We start from the raw sequence: 16,255 nt of genomic DNA, 5'->3' as shown, positions 1-16,255 counted from the left end.
GCCGTTCTCCCTGTCCGTCGAATGTTCCCTGCAGCCGGTGGCAGCAGGAAGTCATTCGAGTGTCGGACCGGGGCGCAGCAGGCTGCAATTTATTTTGCCGAACTGGCAAACAGTGGATGGTGGCCGTTGGCGCTGAGCTCTCCACGTGAGCAGGGCCCTGCCTGCAGGCGCCGCCCGGATTCTTACCCTTCCGGGCGGGATTTCTGAGGATCGGCGCCGCCAGCGCCCAGCGGGCGTGCCCGCAGATGGGCACGCTGCCCCTCAGGACTGAACAGTGCGAGAAACTCGACCGGTTCTGTATCCGCATTTCCCATCCAGTGCGGGGTCCGTGTGTCGAATTCTGCCGACTCTCCGGGCAGGAGCACCAGCTCCCGGTCTCCCAGCACCAGCCGCAGCCGGCCGCTCAGGACGTGGAGCCACTCGTAGCCCCGGTGTATTTGCGGATCCGGCTCCGGCGGCCTCCTGACCGCCGGCAGGATGTGCTTGTATGCCCGCAGTCCGCCGGTGCGCTGGGTCAGCGGAATGATGGTCGCACCGTTGAACCGTACCGGACGCAGATGGACCCGCGGGTCGCCGGTGGACGGCGCATCCACCAGTTCGTCCAGCGGGACACCATGGGCCCGGGCAAGTGGCAACAGCAGCTCCAAAGTAGGGCGTCGACCGCCGGACTCCAGCCGCGACAGGGTACTGACGGAGATTCCGGTGGCTGCGGAAAGTGCTGACAGTGTGGTGCCGTTCGCGGTGCGCAGCTCGCGCAGGCGCCGTCCCACACCCTCCAGCGCCGTGCCCAGATCGTCTTCCATGGCGACTACTTTCCCGGCCCGCCGGACGCCGCCAGCTGGCTAGCCGCGCTCAAGCTTCGGCCCGCTTCGACGTCCAGCCTTGGGTGTGAAGCCGCTCAAAACCGTCGAGGAGCAGGTCGAGCGCGAACTCGAACTCGAACTGGTCGTCGCAGCCGTGTCCCACCACAGATTGGTCGTCGTGGGCGGCTGAGGCAGCAATCGCCACGATGTTCGGGTACCGATCAGCCATCTGCCGGAGCATGGCTGCCGGTGCCTGGGGCGGAATCTCGGCCGGCACGCTCCCATTCGGGCTGCGCGAGTCGTCGAACAGCTCCTGGGTGAACCCCCACATGCGGCCCCCGAGGGCGTGCATGACGTGATGCGTGAGATCCACGGACAAGCCGCCGGCCAGGAACATCCCGGTGAATGAGTCCATGTAATCAAGGACTGCCGGCGTCTTGTTGGTGCGGGATTCGAGTGCTTGCCGGGCCCAGGGATGACGCTGCAGGGCCTGCCGCGCAGAAAGAACCCGCAACCGGACCGCGTTCTTCCAGTCGCTGCCCGGGAGCGGAGGATCGATCTCGCCAACGATGACCTCGACCATCCCGTCGAGAAGTTCCTCCTTGTTTGCCACGTGCTTGTAGAGCGCCATCGGAACCACACCGAGTTCCTGGGCAAGCCGGCGCATGCTGAATGACTCGATCCCAGCTTCGTCGGCGAGTGAAACGGCGGCCTCCAGCACCCGCTCCCGGCTCAGAGGGATCCGCCGCGCGGCCTGCACCTGCCGAGCCATCCGGACCGCCTTTCGTCGAGGAACTTTCCGTTGACAAGTGTACAACGTACACCTATCGTCAGACCCCAGAGGTGTACGCCGTACACCATTTGAGCGAAGGATCCGAGATGCCAACGGTAACAATCACCGCCCCGTCCCCCGTCCGGCACTCCCGACCCCACTGGCCGGTCCCCACGGCATTGATCCTCCTCAGCCTCATCCCGGTAATCGCCGGAGCGTCGCGCCTGACAGAACTAACGGGCGGTGCCGCCATCACACCGCAGAATGCCCGATTCTTTGCATCGCCAATCCCCGTCGTGATCCACATTGTCAGTGTCACCATTTACAGCCTGCTCGGCGCGTTCCAGTTCCTTCCCTCACTCCGGGGCAGGCGCCGCTGGCACCGCGTTGCCGGAGGCATCCTCATCCCGGCCGGCCTGCTCGCCGCCCTCTCCGGCCTGTGGATGTCCGCGTTTTACCCCCTCCCGGATGGCACCACCGATGTCCCGATTCGGCTGTTCTTCGGCTCTGCCATGCTGGTGAGCATCATCCTGGGCATCCTGGCAATTCAGCGCCGCGACTTCGTCCAGCACGGTGCATGGATGACCCGCGCATACGCCATCGGCGTGGCCGCCGGCACCCAGGCCTTCGTGATCCTCCCCTGGATAGTTCTTGCGGGCCCTCCCAACGAGCTGACCCGCGCCCTCCTGATGGGGGCCGCATGGGTGATCAACCTGGCAGTTGCCGAGTATGTCATCCGTCGCCGCGCTCGGCTGTCCGGCCGAACATCCCGCCCTTCTCGCCGACCCGTACGGCCGCAGTTGCTGTGACTGCTTCCTGCATCAGGCCACGGGGCTTTCCGCGGGCCTTTGAATGCTCCCCTCAGTTGCAGGCCATTGCGCCTGTTGATGCCCGGTTATGACCCGGCGGCCCCTGATCAAGAGCCAGAAAATGAGCGCTGTTTCCCCGACGAAAACGAATTGGGCGAAGCTGAATGAGTAGTCCGACACCAGGACAACGGCGAATCCGTCCGCGATGTAACCGATTCCGTTTATCACGAGCAGCATGCCGAAGATCGATGCCATAAACCTGGACCGGTACGCCAGATATCCGATCAGCATCAGATGGAAGCCGAAGAGAATGAGGCCTACCTTCCAAACGGTGTTGAATCCATCGACTGCATGCAGCACGCGCTCCCCATCGTCCAGCAGTGCGGGAACCTCCAGGAGCCGGCAGATCGCGACCAGGAAAACAGCTGAGTATGCGAGCCTGAACCAGGCAGCCATCATCGAAAGACTACGGTTCACGGAGGCGAAAACCTCGAACAGCGCCGCGGCGATGACGGCGTCGAGAACGACGGCGGCCACCAGGGCAGCAATGCCCATACGGAACAGCATCCCGGAACCGGAAATTTCTGCCGCTGTTCCGGCTCCATCCCCCTGGCTAATGAGGTTTTCCAAGACAGCGAAGTTGCCAAAGACGGAAAGTGCGACCAAAAACAGCAGGGCGGATCCGGCAATCAGACTCGGTGTACGCAGGGATCTGGCTGCTTCATTCCCGACGGCCTGAAAGGATCCGTTCGGCGTTGTTAGTGACATGGATTGCTTCCTTAACGACTAGAGACGCGTAGCTTGCTGGATGGGCGTTGCGTGGGCAGTCCGGGGTTCAGATGGTGACGGCGATTTTCCCCCGGGCTTTTCCGGCGTCGAAGTAGCGCATGGCTTCCTGACCCTGCTCGAGGGGAAAGGCCCGGTCGATGGCCGGGTTGAGGGTTCCTGCTTCGATGAGTCCGGCGAGGTGCTCGAGGTCTTCGCTGCCCTCGTGGTTGACGAGCATGGTAAACCGCTGGCTGATGAACGGGGACAGGGCCAGCGCCCGGAACGCCCGGTCAATGCTGCCGGTCAAGGACCCGCCTTCCTCCCCGCCCGCGATGACAGCCGTGCCGGAGGGTGCGAGCGCCCGGCGCAGGCGTCCCAGGGTGGGGTTCCCGGCGATATCCAGGATGAGGTCGTAGTGTCGACCGGCGTCAGCGAAGTCCTCGCGGGTGTAGTCGATAACGTGGTCGGCCCCGAGCGAGCGCACCAGATCGATCTTGGAGCTGCTGCAGGACGCGGTGACCTCCACCCCGGCTGCCTTCGCCAGTTGCACCGCGAAACTGCCGACACCTCCGGAAGCTCCCAGGATCAGCACCTTCTGCCCGGGCTTGATGCCCCCGGCGCGCAGGCCCTGCAGCGCGGTGCTCGCCGAGACCGGAACCGCCGATGCTTCCGTAAAGGAGACATTTCCAGGCTTGCGGGCGATCTTGTCCTGTCGCGCCACTGTGAACTCCGCGAACGTACCCTGTCCGAATCCGTAGACGTCATCCCCGGCACGGAATCGGGTAACTGCCGAACCGACAGATGCGACAGTGCCGGCAAAGTCCAGCCCGGGGACGAGATTCTTTGGTTTGCGGAGTCCGAAGATAAGGCGGAGCAGGTATGGCCGCCCTGTTGTCAGATGCCATGTGCCCCTGTCCAGGCCGGCCGCACGGACTCGGATCAGCACTTCGTTATCTTTCGGCTGCGGCCTGGGGATGCGGGCCAGCTGCAGGACGTCGTCGGACGAACCGTAGGCCTCCTGCACGATGGCCCGCATCAACTCCTGGCCCGCCGCAGTATTACCCACCGGCGTACCTTCCCCGGATGGAGCCTCAATGGATGGAGCCTCAGCAGCACGCTGGCCTTCAGATGTCATGGCCTGTTCCTTATCTAGGGGGATGTCCAGCTACAGAATTTCGTACACTGTACGAGAACCGTAGCGTACTATGTACGAAACAGCCATAGCCGGGAGTGCCGTTGCCGACCACCACCAAGGACCATCCGTCCAAACGCCCACAGCTCAGCCGGGAAAGGGTGCTCGGCTGCGCCCTGGACCTCGCCGACGAGTCGGGAATCGCGGCACTGACGATTCGTTCCCTGGCCGAGGCCATGGGAACCAAACCGATGTCGCTCTACCACTACGTTGCCAACAAGGATGAAATTCTGGATGGCATCGTGGACCTGGTTTTCAGCGAAATTAGCTTGCCGTCGCCCGGGGGTGACTGGCGGGCGGAAATGCTTCGGCGGGGACATGCTGTGCGCAGCGCCCTCAAGCGCCACCCGTGGGCGGTGGGACTGCTCGAATCCCGCACCTCCCCCGGCCCCGCGACATTGCGCCATCATGAGGCGACTCTTGCCACCCTGCGCGCCGCCGGATTCTCAATACAGCTGACGGCCCACGCGTACGCCCTGCTCGACAGCTATATCTACGGATTTGCACTACAGGAGGCCGCACTGCCCTTCGATGGCCCGGACACCGCCGCCGAGATCACAACGCCCATCGTTCAGCTGTTTTCCACCGGCCAGTACCCCTCCATGGTGGAAATCGCGACCGAGCACGTCCTCAAGCCCGGCTACGACTTCGGTGATGAGTTCGACTTCGGACTGGACCTCATCCTCGACGGCCTTGCCCAACGACTCGCCGGGGCCGGCGGGTAACTACCCGGACGGCAATGTCCTGATGAACCAGGAGGCTGCCCGATGCGAGACCTCTTCGAGTGTTCCTGGTTCCTCGAACAGGTGTGTGGCCCCGGGAACGATGGAGAGCTCATGTTCGACGGTCAATCGGTTTGCAGCTTGCCGATTAAGCTCGATGACATGCCTGTCGTTCTCGCCGACGAGCAGCAGAACGGGCGCCTGAACAGCCGCGAGGCGCTTCTCGGCCAGGTCAGGGCGTCCGCCACGGGATACCACTGAACGCACCAGCTCGGGACGGTTCGCCGCCGCGCCCAGGGCTGCCGCCGCCCCGGTGCTCGCCCCGAACAGCCCGATCGGCAGTTCGGATGTTGCGGTCCGCTCTGCAACGTCATCCACGACTGCCGTTAGTCGCTCCGTCAACATTTCGATGTCGAAGCGCAGGGAGGCATCGAGGGCGTCGCGGCTTTCCTCCGACGCAGTCAGCAGATCAAGCAGTAGTGTTGCGAGCCCGACGTACTGCAACGACTGGGCCACCTGTCGATTCCGGGGACTTTTTCTGCTGCTTCCGCTGCCGTGTGCGAAAACCACGATGCCTTGGGCGTCTTCGGGGACGCTCAAGTCTGCGGCGAGGTCCGCGCCTCCGTGGCTGATTGTGATGTGACTGATGCCGGCCATCACGCGTGGACCTCGTCCATGAGCCATCTCGCCTTCGCTTGGAGGGGCGCAGGAAGCGGTGCCATCCTGCCTGTCCGGCACCAGCCTACGGCGGATTCTGTGGCCTGCCCATGGACCAGCGGGCACGCCGGCCGCCATGGTCGTCGACACCGTGAGCCCATACGGGTACCGTCAGTGAGGAAGATCTCATGCGTATCGTCGCGAAATTAGTGGCTGTTCCCCTGCTGCTGCTGTTGGCAATTGGCCTCCACCCACCAGCAGAAGCCTATCCGCGCAGCATTGCCGCGCTGGGGGACTCCATCAGCCGCGCCTTTGCCGTGTGCTGCCAGTCGGATGAACAGCCCCACCGGTCCTGGTCCACGGGCACCAGCCGGTCTGGCGGCGCCAACAGCCACCTCCAGCGTTTGCACGCGCTGCGGCCGGGAATTACCGGACTCAACCATGCCGTCAGCGGAGCAAGGGTGGACGACCTTCCCCGTCAGGCCTGGGCCGCCGTTGCCCAAAAAGCGGGTTACGTCACCATTCTCATTGGCGCGAATGACCTCTGCGCTTCGTCGGCATCAGCCATGACGAGCCCGGAGGCCTTCGAAGCGGATATCACGAGCTCGCTCGCCGTCCTGCAGCAGGGCCTGCCCAGGTCCCGGGTGTTCCTCAGCAGCATCCCGGACATCCATCATTTGTGGTCGGTCTTGCAGGGCACGGAGTCGGCCCGCAGCGCCTGGGCCAGTGCAAACACCTGCCCGTCCATGCTCAACGGATCCAACACGGAGGCGGAGCGTCAGCTGGTTGTTCAGCGGCTGCAGGTATTCAACGAGATATTGGCCCAAACCTGCTCCCGGTTCGACAACTGCCGCTGGGACGGAGGAGCCGTGTACGGCTACAAATACTCGGCAAGCGAGGTCAGCACCGTGGACTTCTTTCATCCAAGTCTGGGTGGGCAGGCGGCTCTGGCCGAGTTGACGTGGAACGCCTCGTACTGGGCGGGTGAGTGATAAGCATTCCGTACCCGCGGCCTCAAGAGTAGAGTGATTCGCACCCCGTTTTTCCACGTCCCGGACAGGCGGAAGCCTTATCCGAACCCGGTTCGCTGCGGCGGACCGAACACCTTGTGGTGCATACCTGCAGAACCGACAAAACCGGCACCCCCGGGATTCGTCCCGGCAGCTGGGGCCGGCATCATCTTGATGAGGAATGTGTGGGACCCCATGACGATCACAGCCCCCAGACCCCGCCGGCACAAGCTCCGGGAATCGATCCCGGCCCAGCCGCCTGCACAGCCCAGATGCAGTGCGTGCGGCACCGACGCCTACCTGGAATTTACCGATTATGTCCCGGCGTCCTACGCCCCGGACCGGGAAAGCCTCCGGCTCCCTCTCGTCAGCTACAGCTGCAAACACTGCGGCAGGCACTACTCCCACAAAGTCCCCGAAGACTGGGTACCGCCCGGCTGGCAGTGGTACGCCTGAGGGAAACGTACAGGCCGAAAGCCATGTGCGGCAGATATGTGATGTCCAGGGCCACCGGTGACCTGCTTGCTTACTTTGATGCCCGGAAGGTGGAGGGCACTCCGCCGCCTCCCAGCTGGAACGTGGCGCCGACTGACGATGTCCCGATCATCACGGAAAGGCCTGAGCAGGACTCATTCGAGCGCCGGGTCCTGATCGCCCGTTGGGGTCTTGTGCCGTCCTGGGCGAAGGACGTGAAGATCGGCTCAAAGCTGATCAACGCCAGGAGTGAAACAATCCTGGACAAGCCCGCCTTCCGGAAGGCGGCCGTCAAGCGGCGGGCCCTGGTGCCGGCGGAGGGCTATTACGAGTGGGAGAAGACGGCTGACGGGAAGAAGATCCCGAACTACCTTTACTCCGAGAAGGATGACCTGCTGGCGTTCGCCGGGCTGTACGAATTCTGGCCGGATCCGTCCCTGCCCGAGGATGATCCGCACCGGTGGCTGCTCAGCTGCACAGTCCTGACCACCTCGGCCCATGATTCGCTGGGGCACGTGCACGACCGGGCGCCCGTGATCATCCCGCCGGACATGTACGCCGATTGGCTCGACCCAGGCATCACAGACAAAACCGAGGTGCAGCAGCTGCTCGACTCTATCCCCGAACTGGCCCTGACGCCGCGCGTGGTCAGCGACCGCGTGAACTCCGTCCAAAACGACGGACCCGAGCTTGTCGAACCGGCAGGATAGGCAGTAACCCGCGGGCATCAGCTGAGCCCGAGATTACGCCCGGGGCCGCAACTCCCAGAAGGCCACGGCTGACGCCGCTGCCGCATTCAGCGAATCAACCCCGGCGCGCATGGGATCTTGACGGCGAGGTCGACGGCGAGTTTCAGCGCTCATGCCGGCACCTTCGGTGCCCAGCACCAGCGCGAGCCGGTCCGGATTCCGTGCGTGGTTGGGGGTCGTGATGCATTGCGAGTGCACGAAGAGCCCAATTTCCCCTGTTGACGACCCGGCAACAAGTTTCGTCACCATGCACATTCCGCGCGCCTACAAGGCATCGGAGTTGATTGTGGCAAAGTTGCATCACACTGCCGTGTTCAAAAAACTTATGCGGTTCGAGGCCGGAAAGTGCGACCGGACAATCCCGCCCGGTATCGTCGGATCTGGAATATAAACACGCTTCGTGGGCGGTGCAGATCACAGTGACTCTTGAGCGGCTAACGCGCCAGCCGGGTCTCCTCCTCCAAGTGGCCGAGCTTGTCGGGGTTCCGCATGGCGAAGATCCGTGCGATTCTGCCGCCCTCCACCACCAGGCTGATGAGTGACGGACCGCCTGCTTCGTCGTCGATCCGGATGCCGAGACCGCCGTTGAGCCAGAGCAGAGCGATTTTCGGGTTGAGCGCGGCCTCTGGGAAGGACCGCAGCAGATTTGTCACCTTCTTCGCACCGTACACCGGCACCCGAACGGCCCGGGCGACGCCGCCGCCGTCGGCGATGAGTACGACGTCGGGGGCCAGCACGTCCATCAAGCCCTGCACATCCCCGGTGGTGACCGCCGCCAGGAACCTTTCGACGACTTCCTGCTGCTCGCTGCGGTCCACGCGCATGTGGGGACGCCGGGCGGCCACATGAGAGCGCGCACGGCTGACGATCTGGCGCACGGCGGCCGCTGACTTGCCCACGGCCTCAGCAATTTCCTCGTAGGGCACGTCGAAAACTTCGCGCAGTACGAAGACCGCCCGCTCCATAGGGGTGAGCGATTCGAGAATCGTGAGCATGGCGATCGAGACGCTTTCGGCCAGTTCCACGTCCTCGGCGACATCCGGCACGGTGAGCAGGGGCTCGGGCAGCCATTCCCCGACGTAATCCTCCCGCCGTCGTGACAGCGTGCGGAGGCGGTTGAGCGCCTGGCGGGTGACGATGCGAACGAGGTAGGCCCGCGGGTCGCGGACGCCCGCGCGGACGTCGGGGCCCAGTTCAGCCCACCGGAGCCAGGCCTCCTGCACCACGTCCTCGGCATCCGCGGCGGAGCCGAGCATCTCGTAGGCGACAGTGAAGAGCAGGCTGCGGTTGGCGACGAACGGGTCCGGCCTGTCAGTGGCGCCGAGGCTGCTCATGCCGCTCAGGCTACTCCGTGGCCGCTGCGCGCTGCGAGCGGCTTCAGCTCACAGGAATCCGCGAATCCCTCGGATTCGATGCCGAGGGCCACGTTGCTGCGGGTCGTGAGGTTGGCGAAGCCGATGACGCTGGTCAGTTCGATTAGCGCCGGCGCGCCCAATTGCTCGAGCAGCCGGGCCGACAGTCCGTCGGTCACCGAGACGGGCGTGGCGCTCATGGCCTCGGCATACTCCAAGACGTCCTGCTCGAGCGTCGTGAAGACGTCGGACTCGCGCCAGCACGGGATCTGCCGGGCCTTCTCCAGGTCCAGGCCGTGGTTATGCGCCATGAAGTAGTTGTAGTCCAGGCACCAAGTGCAGCCGATGAAGGAGGCCACGGCCATGTGAGCGTAGGACTTCAGCGACTCATCGCAGCTGTTCCACTTCTGCAGCTTCTGTCCGAAGCCCATGGATGCCTTGAGAACGGGCTGGTTGTGCCACATGACCCCCAGCGATTCCGGGACCTTGCCGAACATCTTCGCGCTGAACTTCTTGATGAGTGCGCCATAGAAACCGGTGATTTCTGAGGCCGGGATCCTGGTGGTCATGTCTCCTCCTACGGGTCGGTATTGGGTCCTACGACATGAAGACACCGCCCGCGCCCGATCTGTGACAGCGACGCCGTGAAACTGCCTGGGAAACGCCTGTTTGGCCGCGACCTGGTGAACCGCTGGGCCTGGAGTCGTGAACCCCTTACACCGTGATGCATAGGCACAGCCTGAAGATCGTCAGAGTCCGCACCAACTAATAACTCAGGGGTGGGTGACGAAAGTCCCCGCTGAACAGCCACTTTACTCAGGCATGCATCGCGGCAGGGCTGCGACACCAACCCCCTAACTTTCGCGGGGGAACGCGGTGAGGTGGCTGACCATGCTGACCATCACTGCAGTGTCGAGGTCAGCGCTCACCACTCGCACGTCGCCCACGGCGAGCCCGGGCAGCAGCTCTGCGGGCCCGGGATCGCTGTACCGGTAAGGGCGGCGGGTCGTCCTCGAACACCAACAAAGCAGGCCCGGGAACTATCGGATCGTCATGACGGACAGTGGTGCTCTTCGTCCCATCAGCCACAGCATCGTTATAGCGCTTGTTGAACCGAACGATGCGTTGCGCGTTCGTGTTCGGAAAAAAGTAGCTGTGGGCAAGCAGCTTGCGGATTGGCTGCAACTCCGCCAGTGAAGTGATAGACGTTGACTGCCCTGTAAACGTGGTGTGCGTCCGTGGACGAGGATGTCAGCGCCAGTCATCGATCACATAGGCGTCGGAGTGGCTATAGCCAGACTCGTTGGGCCGGTGCATGGTCACGCCCTGCAACCCGGTACGGAAACCGCGGGCGACCATGCGTTGATAGGCATCCTGGCGAGCCAGGCTCATCCCGGCCTCAAGCTGACCCAGTCCGCGCTCGATGGCCAGTTGCTCGCAGGCGTCGAGTAGCCGTTCGAATCGGTCACCGGCTTGCCTGCCGGGGCGAACTGCGCCGAACTTGACGAAGCAAACATCCGACCCGGCCTCCGATCCCGGTCCGCAGTGACACACGGCCAGCCCGTCGAGCCCCGACTCGCCCGGCAGCAGCACGGTGTCGCCAAGTCCCTGCGCCTGAACGGACGCAATCTCGCGTTCCAGATCCAGACCCGCATACACGGAGTCGGTCAAGGAGCGACAGGCAGCGAGGTACTCGGCCTGGTCGGCGGCGGACAGCTCGGCATACAACAGCCGGGTGGGAACCGGGCCACGGGCCGCCACCGGTTTACGCATGACGGCGGTCAGGAACCGGGGCCAGAAACCATACCGGCGGTAGAGCTCGACGTGCTTAGGACTGTGCGAGAAGGTGAACAGGCCGAGGTGGCCATTCCCCCAGGACTCGAAGCAGCCCATGATCGGCTCCATCAGGCTTTTACCGACGCCCTGATCCCATAGGTCAGGACGCACAGTCAACGGGCCGAAGAACCCGACGCTGCCCCAATTGGTGGCGAAGTTCGATCCGACGAGCTCGCCGTCCACCATCGCGGCGAAGGCGGCATGCGGATCGGCGGCAAAGCGAGTCCTGACATAGTCGGCGGTCCCGAACAGATCGGGGATCCCGAGGAACGTCCCAAACGCCTCCCTGAGGATCTTGTCAGCACGATCAAGGTCTGCTTCGCCCAGCGGACGGACCGTTACAGGGCCCACAACACTCTTGGGTCCGGTTTCTTGTGCGCTCATGAGTTTCTGCCTCCATTACTTCTTGTGGCATCGAACGACCAGACGAACCCCATCGCGAAACAAATTCGACGCCCCCGGCAGAGCCCGTGGAGTGGGGCAAATCGTTGTGCACATTGCTTATGGTGTGACGCATTATCCTGTCAGGTGTTCCGTCCAGCAAGAGTCTGATCACGCCACGTGGATCCGACGAACAGAAAGCGCGAACGTGCCGGCGCGCGCTGTCATCGGTTCGCTCGTCGGATCGTTGCTATCCGGGGGATGGGGAATACCTACCGCTTCGAACAACGGACTCCGCCAGGTGCCTGCCTGAACTAATCCTCGATGACGTGCAACTCCCAGAGCACCTGTCCCGCTAGAAGGAGGCGGCCGAAGTCCCTCTGGAGCTCGGCGAGCCCGGCATGCCCTTCCGCATACATGGGGCCATGACTCAAACCACTGATGCCCCACATCCCGGCGCAGGCACGACCTTTTACGGCTACGTCCAGGCCGACTCCCGCAGCTTCCGAACAACCTCTAATGGGAGGGCGGTCTTCGAGCCGATCAACAGCTTCTACGGCACCGTCCACCCCACAGCCCAACCGGGGAGCGGTGACTTGGCAGTGGAGTTCGACTTGGTCGACGGCGAGTACTTCCAAGTCCGCGAGGAGATCGACAAATCCGAAGGCAGGATGGGCACACGGCCGGCCGGCAACTTTCTTGCGTCATCACTTGGAATGCCGACGAGATCCGTCCCTGGGTCACGGCGACGAATCCGGGCATTCTTGGCGACGGCTCGGACCGGAAGACTCTCTCCCACGATCTCGACCCGATAGTCGTAGAGGCTCTGAGGAGCCTGACGCTCACGATCAATCACAACAACACGGTTTCGGCCGGCTTTGAGAAGGATCAGGTCGTCGGGGTACTCCTGGCACTGCGCGACGCCAGGATCCCGATGGACGCTGACGCGATGCAAGGCTGGGCCCTTGCTCACGGGTGGGCCGGCAAGAACCCGGAGGGGCTCGCGCAGTACGTCCGGGACATCAACGGCGGGAAGCGCCCGCGAGCCCGGCACGTGCTCCGCTCCGACTACGTCGACTATCTGCGGCAGGGCTGGCATCGGGCGACGATCCAGACGCTAAGGACTAAGAACCGAAGTCAGCCGCGCGGTTCCGCTTACCTCGTTGCGTAGAACGCCACAGCCGACGACGCAGCAACGTTCAGCGAATCCACGCCGTTCATCATCGGAATCGTCACCCGGGCGTCGAGCAATCGATCAGTCTCGGGCTGCAGCCCGTCGCCTTCGGTACCGAAGACCAGCACCAGATTCTGATGATCCTGGGCCACCAGCTCATCAAGAGTGATGGCTCCCTCCCCCAGAGACATGCCCGCTACAAAATAGCCCGCCTCTTTCAGCTGTTCGATACTGGCTGGCCACGGGTCGATCCTCGTCCACGGAACCTGGAAGACGGTGCCCATACTGACCCTGATCGAACGGCGGTACAACGGATCAGCACATTGCGGCGTGACCAACACAGCATCGACACCGATCGCTGCGGCGCTGCGAAAAACCGCACCTACGTTCGTATGGTCGGTAAGGTTCTCAAGGACTGCGATTCTCGATCGTCCTCGCAGACGAGCGCGATCGGACTCTTGTACTTTGCAACCACTCACGTTCGTATGGTCCACGATGTCCTCCAGCACCGCCACCCTGCCGGCTCCGGCCAGCAGCTCGTGCAGCGGCACCGGCGCCGGGCGCTGCATGGCGGCCATGGCGCCGCGGTGCAGGTGGAAGCCGGTGATTTCCTCCAGGAGCGCCGAACTGCCGATGTATGCGGGGACATCCGGATGCTGCTCAAAGATGTCGGCAAGGTCCGGGAGCCATTTCTCCGCGAGGAAGAACGAACGGGGCTTGTGGCCCGCCGCGAGTGCCCGCCGGAGCACCCTGGAGGATTCCGCGATGTACATGCCCTCGGCAGGCTCGCGGACCTTACGCAGGTGCACGTCCGTCAGCTGCGTGTAATCCGAGACGCGCGGGTCTGCGGCGGATTCGAGATAGTGGAAAGTCACCGGCCGATTATTTCAGCAGATTGGCGATCAGGAAGCCCAGGGCGACCAGCCCGAGCGTAAAGATGACGCCCCTGAGGACGGGGGGCGAGAGCCTGCGGCCGACCTTGGCGCCGAAGAGTCCGCCAATGAGCGAGCTCACAGCGATGATTGCCACCACGATCCAGTCGATCCGGCCGAAGGCGAACAGCACATACGACGTTGCCGCGATCAGATTGACCCCGAGCACCAGGATGTTCTTCATCGCGTTGGCGTTCTGGATGGTGCCCGTCATGAAGACGCCGAGGATGCCCACCAGCAGGATCCCCTGTGCGGCAACGAAGTAACCGCCGTAAACGCCGGCAAGATAAACAAGCACCACCAGGAGAATCCTGTGGTGCTTGTCGCGCAGCGCATGTTCCGGGTTCTCTTCCCTGTTCCGTACCCAGCGCTGCAGCCGCGGCTGGAACACCACCATCAGCAGGGCCAGCACAATCAGGGCAGGCGCCGCGTAATGGAAGACCTTTTCGGGGAGATGAAGCAGGAGCCAAGCGCCGGAAATTCCCCCGAGGAGGGACGCGGGGAGCAGCTTCAGCAGCTGCCTGCCACGGCCTTTGAGTTCACGGCGGTACCCCCAGGCTCCGGCTGCACCACCTGCCACGAGCCCCATGGCATTGCTCATGGAAGCGGTCACCGGTGCGAGACCCAAAGCAATCAGCACCGGGAAGGTCACCAGGGTGCCTGAGCCGACCACGCTGTTGATGGTGCCGGCCCACAGGCCGGCGAAGAACACAAGGATGCCGCTGAAAAACTCCACGCTGTGCCGCTCGCCCCGCTAGCGGCGGGCGGTGGCTGTGTAACGCCCGGCGTTGACCATGACCTCCAGCGGCAGGCCGAAAGTCTCACTGAGGTTGCCGGAGGTGAGGACCTCGTCGACCGGACCCGAGGCGACGACTTCACCGTCGCGCATGAGCATGGCATGGGTAAAGCCCGGAGGAACTTCCTCGAGGTGGTGCGTGACAAGCACGATTGCAGGAGCGTCGTCGTCGCGGGCCAGCTCGCTGAGGCGGTGCACCAGGTCCTCACGGCCGCCGAGGTCGAGACCGGCGGCGGGCTCGTCCAGCAGCAGCAGCTCGGGGTCGGTCATCAGCGCGCGCGCGATCTGGACGCGCTTGCGCTCACCTTCGGACAGCGAGGCAAAGGGACGGTTCAGCAACGGGCCCATCCCCCACTCGTTGAGCAGTGCGAAGGCGCGGCGTTCATCGTCCCTCTCGTAGCCCTCGCGCCAGCGCCCAGTGACGCCATAGGCCGCGGTGACCACGACGTTGAGCACCTTCTCGTGCTCGGGGATCTGATTCGCCAGTGCGGCCGAGGAGAGCCCGATCCGCGGCCGCAGCTCGAAGACGTCTACAGAGCCGAGAATTTCCTCCAGGATGCCGGCCATGCCGCTGGTGGGGTGAAGCCTGGCGGCAGCGATTTGCAGCAGAGTGGTCTTGCCCGCGCCGTTGGGTCCGAGGATCACCCAGCGTTCGCCTTCCTTGACCTGCCAGTCAACCTTGCTCAGGAGCGTTTTGGCTCCGCGGACAACGCTGACGGCGGCCATTTCAAGAACATCACTCATAGGAGTAGACACTAGGACAAAACAGGGTGTGACTGATAACTGAAACGCCTGCCCCTTCCCCGCGCACACACCGTGCACTGAGGCGGCGAAACGAATTCGGGTGGCCACCCCTGCGCTGGCTAAGATTACAGCCATGACTTCGAACGTGACTGCGGTCAGCTACGGCGTGAAATTGTCCCCCTCGGAACCGGATAACCTCCGGTCCCTGCTGGCGGGCTCCGGCACCACTTTCGAAGCAGCTTCCAGCAGCGGCGACGGCCGTTATGACGTGTGTGCCGTTGACTTCGCTGTGCCCTCGGGTTCCAGCGCCGAGATCGCCGCCCTGCGGCACCGCATCGCAGCGTCGAAGCAGGCGGCGGAACGTGACGGCGTGGATACTGCCATCGTGCCCGCGGAGCTGAGGAAAGCGGAACGCAAGCTCCTCATCATGGATGTGGATTCGACGCTCATCCAGCAGGAGGTCATCGAACTTCTCGCTGCATACGCCGGCAAACGCGACGAAGTCGCTGCCGTCACTGAAGCCGCTATGCGCGGCGAACTGGACTTCGCCCAAAGCCTCCACGCACGGGTGGCGGTGCTCGCGGGGCTGCCGGCCGCCGTCGTCGACTCCGTGCGCGCTGAAGTGAAACTCAGCGAGGGCGCCGCGGATCTGGTGGCGGCGTTCAAGGCTGCCGGCCATGTGGTGGCTGTCGTGTCCGGCGGCTTCAACCAGATCCTCCGGCCCATCGCGGAGGACCTTGAGCTGGACTATTGGATTGCCAATGAGCTGGAAATTGTGGAGGGCGTCCTGACCGGCAAGGTGCTCGGAGCGGTCATCGACCGCGCCGCGAAGGAGAAATACCTGCGCGAATGGGCGGCCGCCGAAGGAATCGCGATGGAGCACACCATCGCCGTGGGTGACGGCGCCAACGACCTTGACATGCTCGGCGCGGCGGGTATCGGCGTTGCCTTCAACGCCAAGCCCGCCGTCCGCGCCGTGGCAGACGCCGCGGTCAACATGCCCTACCTGGACGCCGTACGGCACATCGCCGGGGTATGACGCGGCGACGGCGCGAATCCCGGTGCAGCCTCCTGGCTGAGGCCC

Annotated in this window: 19 protein-coding genes; 7 read left to right on the top strand and 12 right to left on the bottom strand. The window is 63.8% G+C overall.

Annotated elements, in window-relative coordinates:
* Positions 1-182: 182 nt before the first annotated feature.
* Together J7E80_RS21765 and J7E80_RS21760 are read right to left on the bottom strand one after the other, a co-directional pair.
* Positions 183-803 (bottom strand): helix-turn-helix domain-containing protein, encoded by a 621-nt coding sequence (locus J7E80_RS21765; RefSeq protein ID WP_215054296.1) that lies wholly within the window; start codon positions 801-803, stop codon positions 183-185.
* Positions 804-852: 49 nt separating this feature from the next.
* The gene (locus J7E80_RS21760) at positions 853-1,575 is read right to left on the bottom strand and encodes a TetR/AcrR family transcriptional regulator C-terminal domain-containing protein (protein ID WP_215054295.1); all 723 of its coding nucleotides are present in this window, start codon (positions 1,573-1,575) and stop codon (positions 853-855) included.
* Positions 1,576-1,682: 107 nt separating this feature from the next.
* Here J7E80_RS21760 and J7E80_RS21755 point away from each other — a divergent pair, with 107 nt between their 5' ends.
* On the top strand, positions 1,683-2,384 hold the full coding sequence (locus J7E80_RS21755) for a DUF2306 domain-containing protein (protein WP_215054294.1): 702 nt from the start codon (positions 1,683-1,685) through the stop codon (positions 2,382-2,384).
* A 12-nt stretch (positions 2,385-2,396) separates the two neighbouring features.
* On the opposite strand, the gene J7E80_RS21750 is transcribed toward J7E80_RS21755, so the two are convergent.
* The gene (locus J7E80_RS21750; RefSeq protein WP_215054293.1) at positions 2,397-3,152 is read right to left on the bottom strand and encodes a DUF4386 domain-containing protein; all 756 of its coding nucleotides are present in this window, start codon (positions 3,150-3,152) and stop codon (positions 2,397-2,399) included.
* 67 nt (positions 3,153-3,219) lie between these two features.
* Entirely contained in the window at positions 3,220-4,287 is a 1,068-nt protein-coding gene (locus J7E80_RS21745; RefSeq protein WP_215054292.1) for an NAD(P)-dependent alcohol dehydrogenase, read from the bottom strand.
* Positions 4,288-4,388: 101 nt separating this feature from the next.
* Here J7E80_RS21745 and J7E80_RS21740 point away from each other — a divergent pair, with 101 nt between their 5' ends.
* Positions 4,389-5,069 (top strand): TetR/AcrR family transcriptional regulator, encoded by a 681-nt coding sequence (locus J7E80_RS21740; protein ID WP_251037216.1) that lies wholly within the window; start codon positions 4,389-4,391, stop codon positions 5,067-5,069.
* Here the strand turns inward: J7E80_RS21740 and J7E80_RS21735 are convergent, their stop codons facing one another.
* Positions 5,070-5,723 carry a dienelactone hydrolase family protein gene (locus J7E80_RS21735; RefSeq protein ID WP_215054291.1) on the bottom strand — a complete coding sequence of 218 codons (654 nt, stop codon included), beginning with the start codon at positions 5,721-5,723 and terminating at the stop codon, positions 5,070-5,072.
* A 188-nt stretch (positions 5,724-5,911) separates the two neighbouring features.
* Here J7E80_RS21735 and J7E80_RS21730 point away from each other — a divergent pair, with 188 nt between their 5' ends.
* The 3 genes from J7E80_RS21730 (at position 5,912) to J7E80_RS21720 (ending at position 7,917) form a co-directional block, all read left to right on the top strand.
* Positions 5,912-6,715, top strand: coding sequence for an SGNH/GDSL hydrolase family protein (locus tag J7E80_RS21730; protein ID WP_215054290.1), 804 nt, complete (start codon positions 5,912-5,914; stop codon positions 6,713-6,715).
* A 213-nt stretch (positions 6,716-6,928) separates the two neighbouring features.
* Entirely contained in the window at positions 6,929-7,189 is a 261-nt protein-coding gene (locus tag J7E80_RS21725; protein ID WP_215054289.1) for a hypothetical protein, read from the top strand.
* A gap of 23 nt (positions 7,190-7,212) precedes the next feature.
* A complete protein-coding gene (locus J7E80_RS21720; protein WP_215054288.1) occupies positions 7,213-7,917 on the top strand; it encodes an SOS response-associated peptidase in 705 nt (234 codons plus the stop codon).
* 33 nt (positions 7,918-7,950) lie between these two features.
* On the opposite strand, the gene J7E80_RS21715 is transcribed toward J7E80_RS21720, so the two are convergent.
* The 4 genes from J7E80_RS21715 to J7E80_RS21700 form a co-directional block, all read right to left on the bottom strand.
* Entirely contained in the window at positions 7,951-8,205 is a 255-nt protein-coding gene (locus J7E80_RS21715; RefSeq protein WP_396020831.1) for a TrmH family RNA methyltransferase, read from the bottom strand.
* A 185-nt stretch (positions 8,206-8,390) separates the two neighbouring features.
* Entirely contained in the window at positions 8,391-9,290 is a 900-nt protein-coding gene (locus tag J7E80_RS21710) for an RNA polymerase sigma-70 factor (RefSeq protein WP_215054287.1), read from the bottom strand.
* A gap of 5 nt (positions 9,291-9,295) precedes the next feature.
* Positions 9,296-9,877 carry a carboxymuconolactone decarboxylase family protein gene (locus J7E80_RS21705; protein ID WP_215054286.1) on the bottom strand — a complete coding sequence of 194 codons (582 nt, stop codon included), beginning with the start codon at positions 9,875-9,877 and terminating at the stop codon, positions 9,296-9,298.
* Positions 9,878-10,559: 682 nt separating this feature from the next.
* Positions 10,560-11,528, bottom strand: coding sequence for a GNAT family N-acetyltransferase (locus J7E80_RS21700; protein ID WP_215054285.1), 969 nt, complete (start codon positions 11,526-11,528; stop codon positions 10,560-10,562).
* A gap of 931 nt (positions 11,529-12,459) precedes the next feature.
* Here J7E80_RS21700 and J7E80_RS21695 point away from each other — a divergent pair.
* Positions 12,460-12,696, top strand: a complete 237-nt coding sequence (locus J7E80_RS21695; protein ID WP_215054284.1) for a hypothetical protein — start codon at positions 12,460-12,462, stop codon at positions 12,694-12,696.
* On the opposite strand, the gene J7E80_RS21690 is transcribed toward J7E80_RS21695, so the two are convergent.
* From J7E80_RS21690 to J7E80_RS21680, 3 genes are read right to left on the bottom strand one after another with little or no spacing between them, the layout of a single operon-like run.
* A complete protein-coding gene (locus tag J7E80_RS21690; protein ID WP_215054283.1) occupies positions 12,681-13,574 on the bottom strand; it encodes an RNA methyltransferase in 894 nt (297 codons plus the stop codon). The two genes, J7E80_RS21695 and J7E80_RS21690, sit on opposite strands and share 16 nt — an antisense overlap.
* A gap of 7 nt (positions 13,575-13,581) precedes the next feature.
* Positions 13,582-14,367, bottom strand: a complete 786-nt coding sequence (locus tag J7E80_RS21685; RefSeq protein WP_215054282.1) for a sulfite exporter TauE/SafE family protein — start codon at positions 14,365-14,367, stop codon at positions 13,582-13,584.
* 18 nt (positions 14,368-14,385) lie between these two features.
* Positions 14,386-15,171, bottom strand: a complete 786-nt coding sequence (locus tag J7E80_RS21680; protein ID WP_215054281.1) for an ABC transporter ATP-binding protein — start codon at positions 15,169-15,171, stop codon at positions 14,386-14,388.
* 133 nt (positions 15,172-15,304) lie between these two features.
* On the opposite strand from J7E80_RS21680, the gene serB reads away from it, so the two are divergent.
* Positions 15,305-16,210, top strand: a complete 906-nt coding sequence (serB, locus tag J7E80_RS21675; protein ID WP_215054280.1) for a phosphoserine phosphatase SerB — start codon at positions 15,305-15,307, stop codon at positions 16,208-16,210.
* The last annotated feature ends 45 nt before the right edge of the window (positions 16,211-16,255 follow it).

The organism is Arthrobacter sp. ISL-28 (genome assembly GCF_018613875.1).
In the GTDB taxonomy this organism is placed as follows: Bacteria; Actinomycetota; Actinomycetes; order Actinomycetales; family Micrococcaceae; genus Arthrobacter.
Note: the sequence above shows the minus strand (reverse complement) of the source record. Positions and strands in the feature narration are given on the sequence as shown.

Bases quoted from the DNA above. Each gene is read 5' to 3' on its own strand.
- serB (WP_215054280.1), top strand. From the start codon at position 15,305: ATGACTTCGAACGTGACTGCGGTCAGCTACGGCGTGAAATTGTCCCCC.
- J7E80_RS21715 (WP_396020831.1), bottom strand. From the start codon at position 8,205: ATGGTGACGAAACTTGTTGCCGGGTCGTCAACAGGGGAAATTGGGCTC.
- J7E80_RS21695 (WP_215054284.1), top strand. From the start codon at position 12,460: ATGGACGCTGACGCGATGCAAGGCTGGGCCCTTGCTCACGGGTGGGCC.
- J7E80_RS21765 (WP_215054296.1), bottom strand. From the start codon at position 803: ATGGAAGACGATCTGGGCACGGCGCTGGAGGGTGTGGGACGGCGCCTG.
- J7E80_RS21730 (WP_215054290.1), top strand. From the start codon at position 5,912: ATGCGTATCGTCGCGAAATTAGTGGCTGTTCCCCTGCTGCTGCTGTTG.
- J7E80_RS21750 (WP_215054293.1), bottom strand. From the start codon at position 3,152: ATGTCACTAACAACGCCGAACGGATCCTTTCAGGCCGTCGGGAATGAA.
- J7E80_RS21735 (WP_215054291.1), bottom strand. From the start codon at position 5,723: ATGGCCGGCATCAGTCACATCACAATCAGCCACGGAGGCGCGGACCTC.
- J7E80_RS21755 (WP_215054294.1), top strand. From the start codon at position 1,683: ATGCCAACGGTAACAATCACCGCCCCGTCCCCCGTCCGGCACTCCCGA.
- J7E80_RS21720 (WP_215054288.1), top strand. From the start codon at position 7,213: ATGTGCGGCAGATATGTGATGTCCAGGGCCACCGGTGACCTGCTTGCT.
- J7E80_RS21760 (WP_215054295.1), bottom strand. From the start codon at position 1,575: ATGGCTCGGCAGGTGCAGGCCGCGCGGCGGATCCCTCTGAGCCGGGAG.
- J7E80_RS21725 (WP_215054289.1), top strand. From the start codon at position 6,929: ATGACGATCACAGCCCCCAGACCCCGCCGGCACAAGCTCCGGGAATCG.
- J7E80_RS21705 (WP_215054286.1), bottom strand. From the start codon at position 9,877: ATGACCACCAGGATCCCGGCCTCAGAAATCACCGGTTTCTATGGCGCA.
- J7E80_RS21710 (WP_215054287.1), bottom strand. From the start codon at position 9,290: ATGAGCAGCCTCGGCGCCACTGACAGGCCGGACCCGTTCGTCGCCAAC.
- J7E80_RS21745 (WP_215054292.1), bottom strand. From the start codon at position 4,287: ATGACATCTGAAGGCCAGCGTGCTGCTGAGGCTCCATCCATTGAGGCT.
- J7E80_RS21680 (WP_215054281.1), bottom strand. From the start codon at position 15,171: ATGAGTGATGTTCTTGAAATGGCCGCCGTCAGCGTTGTCCGCGGAGCC.
- J7E80_RS21700 (WP_215054285.1), bottom strand. From the start codon at position 11,528: ATGAGCGCACAAGAAACCGGACCCAAGAGTGTTGTGGGCCCTGTAACG.